This window comes from Pedobacter miscanthi (genome assembly GCF_032678605.1).
GTDB lineage: Bacteria > Bacteroidota > Bacteroidia > Sphingobacteriales > Sphingobacteriaceae > Pedobacter > Pedobacter miscanthi_A.
On sequence record NZ_JAVTSU010000003.1, the window covers coordinates 385,046 to 399,875 of the forward strand.

Below are 14,830 nucleotides of genomic sequence, written 5' to 3' on the forward strand. Positions count from 1 at the left end.
CTTTTATCACTTAGCTATTTTAGTTTAAATGAGTGAACAGGTAACAGCATATCAGGTTTCAGATCAAAATCCGTACGACTATATTTTAAAGGATTTTAACCTGAAAAACCTTAGTCAGATTGTTATCCTCAAACATTTAAACGGATTGGTACATACCGATGTTAAAGGTTTTTATCAGCTTTTTCCGGAGCAGCTGGAAATTGATTATGCCGCTTTTAGCGATGAATCTTCAGGATTGCCCTTTCCGATTGTTCAGGTGCAACAGCATTCAAATTCAGTAAAACTTTCCTGCCGTTGCGCTACACCAAAAAACAAACTTTGCGAGCATCAGGCCCGGGTTTTATACAATATTCTTCAACGACAGGATTTACTTATTTTTTTTGACGGTAACCTCCGTCAACGAAAACTGGCCAAAATTGCGCTGGATTATGGTTTGGAAAAAGAACAAAACCTTGATCTTCTTTTTAATTTAAAGTACGGGCACGGACAGCTGGAGATCAAACCTAAAATGGATGCCTTGCAGCCCTTCAATAAAGAAGCGCAGCAACAATTGCAAGAACTTTTATTGCCAGCCGTAAAGCCTAAACCAAAAGTAGAAGCTAAAAATATCCAGGATAAAATGATTTTGGTGCTAGGCCAGCACCGTTACTACAATAATTTAACGGTAGAATTATTCGAGGCCGAGACTACTAAAAGCGGGAAAATTAAAAATCCGTTAAAAGGCATCAATCCGGCAGATCTGCTTTTTAAAACCGATGATCATGAGCTGTTAAAGTTCTATAGCGGGATTGGGACTTTTCAGCAGAATTACAATAACGACCAAAGCGAAGCTGAAATAGAAGCCTTAAGGGCTATCGTAAAAAATCCACAACAGGTTCCGTTTTACCTGCAGGATAACAAGCAATCATCTGCCATTCAGGCGTCGACTATCATTCCTGTAAAAGCTCATTTATTGGAGGTAGATTTAAGGCTCTCCGTAAACCAGCGTGATGATTATTATGAAATCACAGGCCGCTTGATCATAGAAGGGAAATCTTACGAACTCGATAATATCGTGTTGGTTCATCAATATTTTGTTAAACTTAAAGATCAGCTTTATTTAATCGGCAGACTTGATTTTTTACGTGTTATTGGTTTTTTCAAAAAGCAGAGCAATCGTTTAATCTTACATAAAACGAAATATCCGGAATTCCAAAAAACAATACTCATTCAATTGGAAGGCAGTATCCATGTAGATTATTCTTATTTAAAACCTGCCACCCAAAGCCAGATCGAAGAAAAAGGTTTTGACCTCGAAAATGAACAATTGATTTACCTTTCCGAATCGGAAGATTATATCCTCCTTACACCTGTAATGCGTTATGGAAACCTCGAAATTCCGGTGCTGTCGAAAAAGCAGATCCAGGCGAAGGATAAACTGGGGAATGTTTTTAAACTTGATCGTGATGAAAAGGCCGAACTTCAGTTTATTTCGAATGTGATCAGGTCGCACCCGTACTTCTATGAGCAAATGGAAAACGATTTCCTGTTTGAGCAAAATAGCTATGATTCCTTTTACCTGCACCGAAAACGCTTTTTAGAAGAAGGTTGGTTTCTCGAAGCTTTTGAAGTATGGCGAAATAAAGGCATTCATATTTTAGGCTTCAATCAGCTTAAAAACAATAAATTGAGTCAATTTCAGGCGAAAATCAATATCGAAGTTTTAAGTGGAACCGATTGGTTCGAAACCAAAGTAAAAGTGAAATTCGGGAAGCAGGAAGTTGCGTTAAAACTCCTGCATAAATCCATCAGGAACAAAAGCAAATTTGTAACGCTCGATGATGGTACACAGGGCATTTTACCATTGGAGTGGATCGAAAAATTTACAGCTTATTTCAGCGCAGGTGAAATAACTGAAGATACCATACTAACACCAAAAATTAAATTTGCTACCATAAACGAACTTTATGAAGATGCTTTATTGGATGGTGAGGTGAAAAATGAACTTAAACTGTATAAACAGAAATTTGAAGGAACAGATTCTATTCAGGAAGTTGAAGTGCCCAGGGGTTTAACGGCAACTTTACGCCATTACCAGAAAGATGGATTAAACTGGCTGAACTTTTTGGATGATTTTAATTTTGGCTCCTGTTTGGCTGATGATATGGGTTTGGGTAAAACCATCCAGGTTTTGGCTTTCATTTTATCGCAGCGGGAAAAAGTAAAACACAATACCAACCTGGTTGTTGTTCCGGCTTCATTAATCTTTAACTGGAAAGCGGAAGTGCAGAAATTTGCTCCATCCATAAAAGTGAAAACCATTTATGCTGGCGAACGCACAAAAACTACCGATAGTTTTGATGGCTATGAGATTATATTAACCTCTTACGGAACATTGTTATCGGATATCCGTTTCTTAAAAGATTACCGTTTTAACTATATCTTTTTAGATGAGTCTCAACTGATTAAAAACCCAGATTCGCAACGTTACAAAGCCGTTCGCATGTTACAATCGCGAAACAAAGTGGTGATGACGGGAACGCCGATTGAGAACAATACCTTCGATCTGTACGGGCAGCTGTCATTTGCTTGTCCGGGTTTGTTCGGTAGTAAACAGCAGTTTGCTGATTTATATTCAACCCCGATCGATCAGTTTAAGGATAGCAGAAGGGCAGAAGAACTGCAGAAAAAAATCAGGCCTTTCATTCTCCGCAGAACAAAAGAACAGGTGGCTAAAGAACTTCCCGATAAAACAGAGATTGTATTGTATTGCGAAATGGGAGCCGAGCAGCGCGAAGTTTATGAGGCCAATAAAAAGGAAATCCAGGATTTTATTCTGGGCAAACAGGAAGATGAGCTGCCAAAAAGTTCAATGCATGTACTGAAAAGTATTACCACTTTACGGCAAATCTGTAATTCGGCCGCATTGTTAGCCGATGGAAAGTCGTATTTACAGGCTTCATCAAAAATAGATGTGCTGATGGAACAAATAGAAAGTAAGGCCGGAATGCATAAAATACTGGTTTTTTCTCAATTTGTAACCATGCTCGATCTGATTAAAAAACAGTTGGAAAACCGTGGAATCCGGTACGAATACCTCACCGGGCAAACGCGTAAAAGAGCAGAAGCTGTTGCTTCGTTCCAGGAGAATGCGGATATTCCGGTTTTCCTGATCAGTTTAAAAGCTGGCGGAACCGGACTCAATTTAACAGAAGCCGATTATGTTTTCCTGGTAGATCCATGGTGGAACCCTGCGGTAGAAAACCAGGCCATAGATCGTGCTTATCGCATTGGCCAGCACAAAAATGTAATGGCAGTGCGTTTAATCTGCCCTGATACCATCGAAGAGAAAATTATGAAGCTTCAGGCCACTAAAAAAGACTTGGTGAAGGATTTAATCCAAACGGATGGTAGTTTGTTTAAAAACCTAACTAAGAAAGAATTATTGGGCTTGTTGAGTTAAATATTCGCTATTAGTTCATGGAGGCATTACCATCGTGCCAAAAGTAGATTCAAAAATTGTCCGTCATTCCCACGCAGGTGGGAATCGTAGTGCAATAAGCTTTAAGATTCCCAATCGAGTTGGGAATGACGATGCAGCTAATCAATGCAACTCAAAATAAGGTAAATAACTAAATCGCTACCTCAAACTCATAACCCAGAAATTCAGGCACATTCAAACTCTCTACAATTTTCCAATCCTTCTTTTCGGCAATAAAATTGGGTTCAGCAAGGCCGGTAGATTTAGCGGCTCTGGTGTAAAAATCCATTTTTGCAGGATGCTTTGGCGAGCAGGCATTGTAAGTTCTCCCGAAAGCTTGTTTCTCCAGAATCTTAACCGCAATCCCTACTGCGTCGGTCTGGTGTATCAAATTTACGGGTGCCAAACCATTCGGTACATTGCTTTTTTCGGCAAAAAATCTTCCTGGGTTACGATCTGGACCAATCAAACCTGCAAAGCGGATGATGGTACAGTTTTCAGGGAATAGCTCTTTAAAAAGAATTTCTGCAGCTAAAACAACCCTGCCCGAATCTGTATCAGGTTTGGTCTCGCTATTTTCATTAACGGCTTTGTTCTCATCAGTATAAACACTGGTGGAGCTGATGAGTACCACATGTTTGGCTTTATCTTTCGAAGCTGCAAGTATCGATTTTATCTTTTGGGGATAATCTAATAGTTCAGTGGAGTTCCGCTTCGGTGGGATACAGATAAATAAGGTATCCGCTTCAAAAAATGCTTCCTCTGCTACAATTGCATCTGCAGTAAAATTGATTAAATAAGGTTGTATATTTTCAGCCTGAAGTATGGCTAATTTGTCCTTACTGGTGGTAGAACCTTTAACCGTATAATTTAATGAGACCAGTTTTTTGGCCAAAGCCAATCCAAACCAGCCACAGCCTAATATAGATATGTTTTTTATTTTCATGATATATGTTTAGCGGTGAGCGCTTGGCGCCCGGATATTGAATGTTCAATAATCAATTACCAGCAGACCAATTCTCAGTTGGCAATTTTCAGTTACCAGTAAACCAATCACCATTGATGAATGAGCAAATAATCCGTTAACCGATTAAACCAATTTATACCATTAGCCGGTTAACCAAATGAACCAATGATGAATGAACTATTGAACCTTATTATCCCTTCTCCAAATTATAACAAGCCCTGCAGCGTGGCTCATAACTTTCCTTTTCGCCCAATAAAACCGTGGCTTCATCGGCAGCTGTGCGGTAGCTGTAAAGTGCCGGATTGCCACAGCAAACGCAAACTGCATTTACCTTGGTTACGTGCTCGGCAATGGCCATTAAAGCTGGCATCGGACCGAAAGGCCTGCCTGTAAAATCCATATCCAAACCGGCTACAATTACGCGGATTCCCCTCAGGGCAAGTTTATTGCAAACATCAGGTAATTCATCATCGAAAAACTGTGCTTCATCTATGCCAACCACTTGCGTATTGGTGCCAAGTAATAAAATGGCCGATGCGCTATCAACAGGAGTGGAGTTGATGGAGTTTAAATCATGCGATACCACTGCGGTTTCGTGGTATCGGGTATCGGTGCGCGGTTTAAAAATTTCGACATTCAATTTAGCAATCTGGGCTCTTTTTAGCCTTCTAATCAGTTCTTCGGTTTTGCCAGAAAACATAGAGCCACATACCACTTCTATACTCCCTGAAAATTCGCCTCTTCTTCTAAAATTTTGTTCGCTAAATAACATGCCCGATTTTTTATTCCCCTATGTTCGCTCTATAATTTTTAAACCGAACAAATATGAGAATTATGTGTTATTTTTGGACACATAGTTACCAACATAAATCGGCTAAAAATTCGTTTTAACTTTATGATGAACCAACAGGATATTTTCAGAAAGATCGGCAATATTTTAACAGAATTAAATGAGCAATACCAGTTCCTTGCTCAAAACCCTCAACAATTACATGATTTAGAGCTAGAGCTTTTTCTCGCTAATGCCCATTTTCTTTCCGACCACGTTAATATCGTTAAAAAGTTAAATACGGTAGCAGAAGAGAGAGCACCTGAAACCGGAAGTCATGCTTTGTTGGCAGAACAGAATACGATCATCTTACCTGAAACTGAAGAAAGCCTCGTAGAAGATCGGCAAAGCTTTGAACCGCAGGAGTTGGAAGATGTAGCTATTGCTGAAGAAGAAGAACGAGTTGACATAAGGGCTGAACAGGAAATACTGGACGATGAAATTATTGAAGAAGAAAAGGCAGAATCGCTTTTGAACAAAGATTTTTTCAAACCCGATCAGGATGATCATACTTTCGAATTCGTACTGGGTAATCATGATGAAAATGCGCAGTTCGATTATGAAGCTAAATCTGTTGAGGAAATTTTTGATCGCCCCTTAAGTAAAGAAGAAGCAGAAATTTTAGCACAAAAGAAGAAAATTCACGAAAAAGAATCCTTATCAGTACAAGAAGAGGTATTGCCGGCAGAAGATGATGAAATTGGTCCTGAACCATTTTTAATTCCACATGAAGAAGAAAAGCCAGAGGAGGTTGTAAAGCAAGAACCTGTTGTTGAAGCAAAAAGAGAAGAACCAATAGTTGAAGTTAAGAGAGAAGAAGCCGTTAATATACCTGCTGAACCTATCGAAGCGCTAAAAGATGTAAAACTGGATGAACCAATTATTTCGCCTCCGGTAGAACAGGAGCGCCCGTTATTTACCCCGGAAGCAGTTCCGGTAAAGCCAGCACCACAACCGGTAACAGCCAGGCCAGCACCTAGTTTAAACGATTTATTGGCGAAAACTAATAGTCAAAATAATGAACCTGTTAAAGCACCAATTGCTGATTTAAAACAGGCCATCAGCTTAAATGAAAAATTACTTTTTATCAGAGAACTTTTTAATGGCTACAACCTGGCCTATTCGGAAGTGATAGATATTATCAATAGAATGGCCAGTTTCGAGGCCGCTGACAGCTATCTTCAGCACAATTATGCTGCAAAAAATAACTGGGCAGCTAAACAGGCTACGGTTGATCAGTTTTATGAGTTGCTAAATAGAAGGTTTAGTAAGTAAGGCAGTGCCGGATTGGCGTTTGGAAGATAACACAATATTGTGCTCCTTATATTACTGATTTGGTCGTCATTTCGACTGAAGCGTAGCGAAATGGAGAAATCTGTTCATATAGATTTCTCGGCTGCGTTGCACTCCGCTCGAAATGACGTATCTTAATTTAAGCGGACTACCGACTCCGGACTAAAGACTCCGGACTCCCGACTTTTAAATAAATCCCATCCGGTTAGAATCCAGCTTTAAAAAGATAAACAGGAGAATGGTAAAACTCCAAAGTGATGATCCGCCATAACTGATGAAGGGTAAAGGAATTCCAATCACCGGAATAATCCCAATCGTCATACCGATGTTAATAAATACGTGGAAAAAGAGAATACAGGCTACACTATAACCGTAAACCCTGGAGAAAGTAGAACGCTGCCTTTCTGCCAGATTGATCAACCTGAGCAATAGGAATATGTACAAGCCAATCACAACCGAGCAACCCATAAATCCCCACTCTTCACCAATTGTAGAGAAAATAAAATCCGTACTCTGTGCCGGTACATAACCATATTTAGTTTGGGTACCTTGTAAAAAACCACGACCAGTTGCCTGCCCTGAACCAATGGCAATCTGCGATTGAATTACATTATAACCCGCACCTTTATTATCGGCTTTAAGTCCTAACATTAATTCGATACGGCTACGCTGGTGCGGGGCTAAAACTTTTTCGTAAGCAATTTTAACTACAAAAAGATAAGCAATAGCAATTAAAGTTACCAATACGGTAGAGATCACGATTTTTTGTTTCTTCCGGTTATTGTAAATGAAAAGCCCGCCAATGGTGCTGAGGATAAAGATTAATACATAAGTTGGTACCAGGAAATCGGCAACAAATAACACGATCATTCCTAAGAAAATAAGGAGAAAATAACCTGATAAACCTTCGCGGTATAGTGGAAACATAAAAGCCAGGAAAACCAGGGCAGAGCCCGTATCTGGCTGTAACATGATTAATAATAGTGGGGCAAGCACAATTAATGCCGCAATCACGATTGATTTAATATCCCTGAATTTTGGGTTAAAAGTGCTTACATACCTTGCCAGGAGCAGGGCTGTACCAAATTTGGCAAACTCAGAGGGTTGTAACCTAAAGGAACCAATAGGGATCCAGGCCTGGTTTCCGCCTACATTCCGGCCTACAAATAATACTACAATGAGCAAAAAGAGGGTAGCGCCGTAAATAAATGGTGCAAATACGTTAAATAGCCTACCATCAAACAATAAGAGCGATAAGCCTAAAATTAGTCCGGTTATCACATAAATTAACTGCTTGCCATAACTGCTTGCAAAATCGAAACCTGCAGCTTTATCCGGGTTATAGATAGAAGCGTATACATTGATAAAACCCACTGCACATAAAGCAATGTAGATTAAAACGGTAATCCAATCTACGTTAAAAAAGAAACGGTTTCCCTGTTGTTGCATTGTTATTTATTGGTTACAGGTTTATGGTTTACAATAGGTTGGTTTACTTTTGGCTTTGTGGCAACGGTTTGCTTTAATATGGCCGGTTTTATTTTTAAACTGTCTTTAATCCTTTTAAGCGAATCGGCTTTTTTGATGTTTAAACTATCTAATTTAGTCAATTTAACCTTTTTTGTTTTATCAATCAATGCTGGTAAAAGATTGGTTTCGGAGAAGGCTCTGACCGTATAACCGTTCGAACGTGGTTTAATGGTATCCGTTAAATATTTTTCGACAATGAAACTTGATATTGGAGCGGCATACGAACCACCAAAACCACCATTTTCAACAATCACCGCAATGGCAATTTTAGGATTGTCCATTGGGGCAAAACCAATAAAAACGGAGTGGTTTTTACCATGAGGGTTTTGTACCGTTCCGGTTTTACCGCACATTACGATATTGGGTATTTGCGACTCTTTCGCTGTTCCCCACGGACTGTTAACGGCATCACGCATGCCATCGATTACAATCGGGAAATATTTCTCATCAACACCTACATAGTTTTTAACCACGTATTCTTTCTTCACTACATTTTTATCGCCAATCCCTTTAATTAAGTGTGGTTTTAAATAATAACCACGGTTGGCAATGGCAGCCATTACGTTTGCCATTTGTAATGGGGTAGAGGTAATCTCGCCCTGACCAATTGCCTGTGAAATTACTGTGGTATAACCCCAGCGTTTGCCATAAATTTTATCATAATGTTCAGAATGGTAAAATATTCCTGCTTTTTCGAATGGCATATCAATACCCAATTTCTCGCCAAAACCCCATTTAGCAATCTGCTCACGCCAATTGGCGTAAGTTTGACGCTGGTTTTTCATGCCGTTTTTGGTGATGATGCTCTGAAAAACATGGCAGAAATAGGTGTTGCAGGAACGGGCGATACCGCGCTGCATGTTAATGGTACCATCTACGTGTTCGCACTTTACTTTATGGTTTCCGGCCATATAATAACCCGGACAAAAGAAAGTTGTGTTTGGATCAATAGCGCCATCTTGCAAGGCCACAAGTGCATCAACAGGTTTAAATGAAGATCCTGGTGAATACTGACCGGCAATGGGGCGCACAATCTGCGGACGGTAAGGATTTGCAATCAAACTCATGTAGTTTTTGCCCCAATCTTTACCCACCAATTGGTTAGGATCATAACCCGGGCTACTTACAAAGGCCAATATTTCACCCGTTGAAGGCTCAATGGCTACAATTGCACCTACTTTATTCTTCATCAGTTCTTCGCCGAGGCGCTGAATGCGAATATCTAAAGAAGAAATCAAACGATCGCCGGATACCGCATTAACATCGTATTTTCCATTGGCGTAACTGCCCTGGGCAATATTTTTAGCATCGTAAAGGATCCTGGTTTCGCCCTTTTCTCCACGTAAAAAATCTTCGTAAGAACGCTCTAAGCCACTTTTTCCAATAAAATCACCTGGTTTATAATAACCTTCTGAATTTTCAATATCATTCGGGCTTACTTCCTTAACATAACCAAAAAGCTGTCCGGCAATGCTATCGGGATAATGCCTGATGGTTCTGTCCTGCGTTCTGAAACCCGGAAAACGATACATAATTTCCTGTAAACGGGCATAACTTTGTACAGATATCTGCCTTTCGAAAAACGTAGCCTGGTAATTGGATTGTGCCCTTGCTTTTTTCAATTTTTTACGCACATCCTCCATGGTAATTTCCAAAGCACTGGCGAGTGCCAAAGTATCGAAAGGTTTAACCTCGTTTGGGGTTACCATTAAATCGTAAACAGGTTCGTTTTGTACGATCACCTTCATGTTCCGGTCGAGGATGGCTCCACGGGCCGGATATTTATAAATTTTACGTAGTACGTTGCTTTCGGCAGAGCTAAAGGCCTTGTCGCTAATGATCTGGATATAGAATAACTTTCCCAATAAAATCAGGGCGATTACAATAAATAATCCTTGAACGATATATTTTCGGTTAAATAACTGATCCATTAACGTGGTGTTCTTCTATAGAATATAAACTCTACCAATAAAATAATAAGCAGTGTAAAGATACAACTTAAGCCGCATCTCATTAAGGTATAACCGATTTCTGTTAACCTGAATGTTTCTAAAAAGAACAACACCAAATGGTGTGCGATAACGCAGAGAAAAGCATAAAGAGAAAACCATTGGAAACCCATGTAACTTAATGAAGGTTCGGGATCGTCGATTGCGTCGCGGTTTAAACTTATTGATATAAAAGATATTCTTACAAATGCTAAAACAACACAGGCTGTAGCGTGTACGCCCATGGTATCGTAAAAGGCATCAAGGGTTAATCCTGTTCCGAAAGCCAATAAATACAATACAATATTTGGAATGCCAAAAGGCAGCAGAAGCAAAAATAATACGTAGATAAATGGGGTAGAAAGATCATAAAAGCCCATATTCTTGAGCAGAAATATCTGCACAAAGAGTAGTAAAAACCACCTGATCACATTTACAATTATGATTCTACTATTCATTCGGTTTAATCATGCTTTCCAGCGCTTTTTGCTCGTCAGCTTTTTTATATTTAACCACATATACATATTGCAATGTGCTAAAATCTGTAAATAAATTCAGTTCTCCTGATAAGAAATTATCATTGGTGGCAACGTTTGGCTTGGTGATTCTTCCCACTAAAATTCCGGCAGGAAATTCACTATAAGCCGAAGTAACTACCGTATCGCCAACGTACATTTTAATGTGGTTGGGAACTTCTTTGATAAAAGCCTTTTTGATATCGAAATTGCCATCACCCCAAACCAAAGAGCCCAATGCATTATTCTTTTTTAAGGTTACACTAATTCTGGTGTTTTTATGCAATAAAGATTGAATAGTGGCCAGGTGTTCCGAAACATCCCGGATAAAACCGACAACGCCTCTTTGTGGCGCAATAACAGCCATTCCATTTTTAATCCCATCAACAGATCCTTTATTGATCGTCATGATGTTATTCCGTAAGGTAATGGAGTTTTTAACCACTTTAGCCGCAAGATAGGTGTAATCCTGATTGGTAATGGTATCAACAACCTTTACATCTTTAGCTGTATCTACGGTGGTTAAACCCAGTAATTGGCTTTTAAGTTTTGCATTTTCTGCAGCAAGGCTATCATTTACAATCCCCAGGTTTAAATAACGCTTAAAAACATTTAACCGCTCGTAAGCAGTACCCACAACTCCATTAGTAGAATTTAAGGTTACGCTGCGCTGATAGGAATTGTTCTTCACCGTGAGGTATATCCCAATGGTAAAAAAAATGATAAATAGGAAAAATGCGTTGTATCTGCTGATGAAAATCCAAAGGTTACGCATTTGAGTTTGGAGTTAAAAGTTCGGAGTTGGGAGTTAATGGTTTGGCGTATGAGTGGAAAACCCCAAGCTCACAACCCCAAACTCCAAACTAAATGTTATTGCATTAAGAATTTATATCCGCCAATGTTTTTAAGGGCGATGCCTGTTCCACGAACGACCGCACGAAGTGGATCTTCTGCAACGTGAACCGGTAATTTAGTTTTAGCTGCTACACGCTTATCCAAACCTCTTAATAAAGCACCACCACCGGTTAAATAAATCCCCGTTTGGTAAATATCTGCCGAAAGTTCTGGTGGGGTAATCTCTAAAGCTTTTAAAATCGCTTCTTCAATTTTAGAGATCGATTTATCTAAACAGTGTGCAATTTCAGTATAAGAAACAGTAATCTGTTTTGGAACACCAGTCATTAAATCACGACCCTGAACCGCAAAATCAGCAGGAGCATCCTGTAATTCAGGTAAAGCTGCACCCACTTCGATTTTAATTTTTTCTGCAGTACGGTCACCGATCATAATGTTGTGCTGACGGCGGATGTAGTTAACAATATCAGAGTCGAAGTTATCTCCGGCCACGCGGATCGATTGATCGCAAACAATACCCGATAAAGCGATAACCGCGATCTCAGTGGTACCACCACCTATATCAATGATCATGTTACCCATTGGCTCTTCCACATCGATTCCGATACCTACAGCAGCTGCCATTGGCTCGTGGATCAGGTATACTTCTTTTGCTCCGGCAATCTCCGCTGAATCGCGTACTGCACGTTTTTCTACCTCCGTAATGCCTGATGGAATACAGATTACCATACGTAAAGAAGGGAACATCCATCCCTTACCGCCATTAAGCATACGGATCATCCCTTTAATCATCGCTTCAGCAGCGTTGAAATCGGCAATTACTCCATCCTTTAATGGACGAACAGTTTTAATATTATCGTGGGTTTTACCCTCCATTTGCATTGCCTGACGACCTATAGCAATGACTTTGTTTGTAGTACGATCAAAAGCAACAATAGATGGCTCATCTACAACTACTTTGTCGTTATGTATAATCAGGGTATTCGCTGTGCCTAAATCGATGGCAACTTCTTGCGTAAACCAGTTAAATAATCCCATGTATAAGGTATGTTTTCTTTATTTTGTCAAATCTATACTATTCCTAATGTAAAAATAGCTTTTTTATTGTTTTAAGTTTTATTTTCTTTACTTATTGAATTGTTTTTAAGGCAATTAAAATGTTTAGAAAATAAAAGGTTAAAAGACCAAAGCTAAAAGACCAAAGTTTTAAGCCCCTTAAATTTAATAATGACCTTCGCTTTAAGCTTTAGTCTTTAGATATTAAGCTTAGTTAGTGTTTAAAGTGTCTTACCCCAGTGGTTACCATGGCAATACCTTTTTCGTTTGCTTTGGCAACAGAATCAGCATCTTTAATCGATCCACCCGGTTGTAACACAGCGCTAATTCCGGCATCTGCAGCAATTTCAACACAATCAGGGAAAGGGAAGAAAGCATCAGAAGCCATGGCTGCACCTTTAACGCTGAAACCAAATGAAGCTGCTTTTTCAATCGCTTGTTTTAACGCATCAACACGTGACGTTTGTCCAACACCGCTTGCAATCAACACATCATCCTTAACCAATACGATGGTGTTAGATTTGGTGTGTTTTACAATTTTGTTGGCGAAGAATAAATCTTTCAGTTCTTGTGCTGTTGGTGCTTTATCGGTAACGGTAGTCATTTGCTCCGGACCTTCGATAATTAAATCTTTATCCTGCTCAATTACCCCGTTTAATAAGGTTTTAAATTGTTTTTTGCTCAATTCAACCTCGTTGCGTTGTAAAATAACGCGGTTTTTCTTTTTGCTGAACAATTCTACAGCTTCTGGTTGGTAAGAAGGTGCGATTAATACTTCGAAAAACAGGTTGTTAATTTCTTGTGCCGTTTCCAGGTCAACTTCCACATTGGTAATCAATACTCCACCAAAAGCCGAAACCGGATCGCATGCTAAGGCATCAATCCAGGCTTGTTTAACGGTAGGGCGTGAGGCAATACCACAGGCATTGGTATGTTTTAAGATCGCAAAAGTTGGATCTTTGAATTCGTCGATCAAAGCAACAGCCGCATCCACATCAACCAGGTTGTTGTAAGAAAGCTCTTTGCCGTTCAATTTGGTAAACATGGCATCTAAATCGCCATAAAATACACCACCCTGGTGAGGGTTTTCGCCATAACGTAAAGTTTTGGCTTCAGTTACACTCTGTTTAAAAACATCAAGAGGTTCTTCTGTATTAAAATAGTTAAAAATTGCAGTATCGTAGTGAGAAGAAGTATGGAAAGCTGTTTTAGCGAACGATTTACGCTGTGCTAAGGTAGTTTCGCCATTTTGTGCTTCTAATTGGGCTTGTAAAGTAGGGTAGTCGTTTTTCGAAGCGATAATTACCACATCATTAAAGTTTTTCGCAGCGGCACGGATTAAAGAAATACCGCCGATGTCGATTTTCTCGATAATCTCTTCTGGTGTTCCTCCTGCTTTTACGGTTTCTTCAAATGGGTATAAATCAACAATTACCAAATCAATTTCAGGGATCTCATATTCAGCAATCTGCTCCTGATCACCCGCTAACGCCCTGCGGTTTAAAATGCCACCAAATACTTTCGGGTGTAAAGTTTTAACTCGTCCGCCCAAAATAGAAGGGTAACCGGTTAAATCTTCAACCGCCGTAACCGGAAGGTTTAAATCTTTGATGAATTGTTCTGTTCCACCGGTAGAAAATAACTTTACACCTTGTGCGGCTAACAATTTTACCAATGGCTCCAAACCATCTTTATAATATACTGAGATTAAAGCGTTTTTGATTTTAATGGATTGACTCATTCTACTGAAAATTTTGAGCCGCAAAGGTAGTAAAACAGAGGCATTTATTTAGGTGGTGAAACCAATAAAAATGAAATTATTTACAGATTTTTCTTTACCCCGTATTTTTTGTCTTTCAATGATGTTTTTAGGTTTTAACACTAGTTGTAAAATTTGTGCTACCGCTTTGTTTTTCATTACTTTATCCAAAATTTTTAATGTTTAACATTGCTTTGGAAACTGGCATACCAATCTTCTAAAACAGCTATAACGGGAAGGAGTGTTTTTCCTAAATCGGTAAGTTTGTATTCAACACGTGGGGGAGATTCTGCAAAAGCCTCGCGTAGGATAAGTCCATCGCGCTCCATTTCTTTAAGTTGCGTGGTCAAAGTACCCTGACTTAAGAAAATTGTTTCGCGTTTAAGTTCGCCAAACCTTTTAGGGCATTTAGCAGCAATGGCCTTAATGAGCATAATTTTCCATTTCCCGCCAATTACCTTAAATACACCCGTCAATGGAGAGTCATTTAAAAATAAATCTCCATTGGTAACTACTTTATACTCATTATTGGTACTGTTTTGCATACTTGGTATGGTTTACATGACTACTTGATTGCT

The 14,830-nt window shown here is 39.3% G+C and carries 12 protein-coding genes; 2 read left to right on the forward strand and 10 right to left on the reverse strand.

Features of this window, described 5'->3' with window-relative positions; genetic code table 11:
• Positions 1-28 precede the first annotated feature (28 nt).
• Entirely contained in the window at positions 29-3,442 is a 3,414-nt protein-coding gene (locus R2R28_RS06765; protein ID WP_316824946.1) for a DEAD/DEAH box helicase, read from the forward strand.
• A 169-nt stretch (positions 3,443-3,611) separates the two neighbouring features.
• On the opposite strand, the gene R2R28_RS06770 is transcribed toward R2R28_RS06765, so the two are convergent.
• Together R2R28_RS06770 and R2R28_RS06775 are read right to left on the reverse strand one after the other, a co-directional pair.
• Complete coding sequence (locus R2R28_RS06770) at positions 3,612-4,406, reverse strand: SDR family oxidoreductase (protein WP_316824947.1); 795 nt, start codon at positions 4,404-4,406, stop codon at positions 3,612-3,614.
• A gap of 211 nt (positions 4,407-4,617) precedes the next feature.
• Positions 4,618-5,199 carry a thymidine kinase gene (locus tag R2R28_RS06775; protein ID WP_316824948.1) on the reverse strand — a complete coding sequence of 194 codons (582 nt, stop codon included), beginning with the start codon at positions 5,197-5,199 and terminating at the stop codon, positions 4,618-4,620.
• A gap of 123 nt (positions 5,200-5,322) precedes the next feature.
• Here R2R28_RS06775 and R2R28_RS06780 point away from each other — a divergent pair, with 123 nt between their 5' ends.
• Positions 5,323-6,531: a hypothetical protein gene (locus tag R2R28_RS06780; protein ID WP_316824949.1), complete on the forward strand. Its 1,209-nt coding sequence runs from the start codon at positions 5,323-5,325 to the stop codon at positions 6,529-6,531.
• A 204-nt stretch (positions 6,532-6,735) separates the two neighbouring features.
• Here R2R28_RS06780 and rodA read toward each other — a convergent pair whose 3' ends face one another.
• The 8 genes from rodA to R2R28_RS06820 all read right to left on the reverse strand — a co-directional run bounded on the left by rodA (position 6,736) and on the right by R2R28_RS06820 (position 14,797).
• A complete protein-coding gene (gene rodA / locus R2R28_RS06785) occupies positions 6,736-7,998 on the reverse strand; it encodes a rod shape-determining protein RodA (protein WP_316824950.1) in 1,263 nt (420 codons plus the stop codon).
• Between the two features lie 2 nt (positions 7,999-8,000).
• On the reverse strand, positions 8,001-10,010 hold the full coding sequence (gene mrdA / locus R2R28_RS06790; protein ID WP_316824951.1) for a penicillin-binding protein 2: 2,010 nt from the start codon (positions 10,008-10,010) through the stop codon (positions 8,001-8,003).
• A complete protein-coding gene (locus tag R2R28_RS06795) occupies positions 10,010-10,525 on the reverse strand; it encodes a rod shape-determining protein MreD (RefSeq protein ID WP_316824952.1) in 516 nt (171 codons plus the stop codon). The genes mrdA and R2R28_RS06795 overlap by 1 nt, the downstream gene beginning before the upstream one ends.
• On the reverse strand, positions 10,518-11,357 hold the full coding sequence (gene mreC, locus R2R28_RS06800; RefSeq protein ID WP_316824953.1) for a rod shape-determining protein MreC: 840 nt from the start codon (positions 11,355-11,357) through the stop codon (positions 10,518-10,520). Before mreC ends, R2R28_RS06795 begins: the two co-directional genes overlap by 8 nt.
• Before the next feature lie 95 nt (positions 11,358-11,452).
• Entirely contained in the window at positions 11,453-12,475 is a 1,023-nt protein-coding gene (locus R2R28_RS06805) for a rod shape-determining protein (RefSeq protein ID WP_010601761.1), read from the reverse strand.
• Between the two features lie 232 nt (positions 12,476-12,707).
• The gene (gene purH / locus R2R28_RS06810) at positions 12,708-14,234 is read right to left on the reverse strand and encodes a bifunctional phosphoribosylaminoimidazolecarboxamide formyltransferase/IMP cyclohydrolase (RefSeq protein WP_316824954.1); all 1,527 of its coding nucleotides are present in this window, start codon (positions 14,232-14,234) and stop codon (positions 12,708-12,710) included.
• A 48-nt stretch (positions 14,235-14,282) separates the two neighbouring features.
• Positions 14,283-14,411: a hypothetical protein gene (locus R2R28_RS06815; RefSeq protein WP_316824955.1), complete on the reverse strand. Its 129-nt coding sequence runs from the start codon at positions 14,409-14,411 to the stop codon at positions 14,283-14,285.
• Between the two features lie 17 nt (positions 14,412-14,428).
• A complete protein-coding gene (locus R2R28_RS06820; RefSeq protein ID WP_316824956.1) occupies positions 14,429-14,797 on the reverse strand; it encodes a helix-turn-helix domain-containing protein in 369 nt (122 codons plus the stop codon).
• Between the last annotated feature and the right edge of the window lie 33 nt (positions 14,798-14,830).

Excerpts from the sequence above, each read along its gene's own strand:
- R2R28_RS06765 (WP_316824946.1), top strand. The coding sequence starts at position 29 with ATGAGTGAACAGGTAACAGCATATCAGGTTTCAGATCAAAATCCGTAC.
- R2R28_RS06770 (WP_316824947.1), bottom strand. The coding sequence starts at position 4,406 with ATGAAAATAAAAAACATATCTATATTAGGCTGTGGCTGGTTTGGATTG.
- R2R28_RS06775 (WP_316824948.1), bottom strand. The coding sequence starts at position 5,199 with ATGTTATTTAGCGAACAAAATTTTAGAAGAAGAGGCGAATTTTCAGGG.
- R2R28_RS06780 (WP_316824949.1), top strand. The coding sequence starts at position 5,323 with ATGATGAACCAACAGGATATTTTCAGAAAGATCGGCAATATTTTAACA.
- rodA (WP_316824950.1), bottom strand. The coding sequence starts at position 7,998 with ATGCAACAACAGGGAAACCGTTTCTTTTTTAACGTAGATTGGATTACC.
- mrdA (WP_316824951.1), bottom strand. The coding sequence starts at position 10,010 with ATGGATCAGTTATTTAACCGAAAATATATCGTTCAAGGATTATTTATT.
- R2R28_RS06795 (WP_316824952.1), bottom strand. The coding sequence starts at position 10,525 with ATGAATAGTAGAATCATAATTGTAAATGTGATCAGGTGGTTTTTACTA.
- mreC (WP_316824953.1), bottom strand. The coding sequence starts at position 11,357 with ATGCGTAACCTTTGGATTTTCATCAGCAGATACAACGCATTTTTCCTA.
- R2R28_RS06805 (WP_010601761.1), bottom strand. The coding sequence starts at position 12,475 with ATGGGATTATTTAACTGGTTTACGCAAGAAGTTGCCATCGATTTAGGC.
- purH (WP_316824954.1), bottom strand. The coding sequence starts at position 14,234 with ATGAGTCAATCCATTAAAATCAAAAACGCTTTAATCTCAGTATATTAT.
- R2R28_RS06815 (WP_316824955.1), bottom strand. The coding sequence starts at position 14,411 with ATGAAAAACAAAGCGGTAGCACAAATTTTACAACTAGTGTTAAAACCT.
- R2R28_RS06820 (WP_316824956.1), bottom strand. The coding sequence starts at position 14,797 with ATGCAAAACAGTACCAATAATGAGTATAAAGTAGTTACCAATGGAGAT.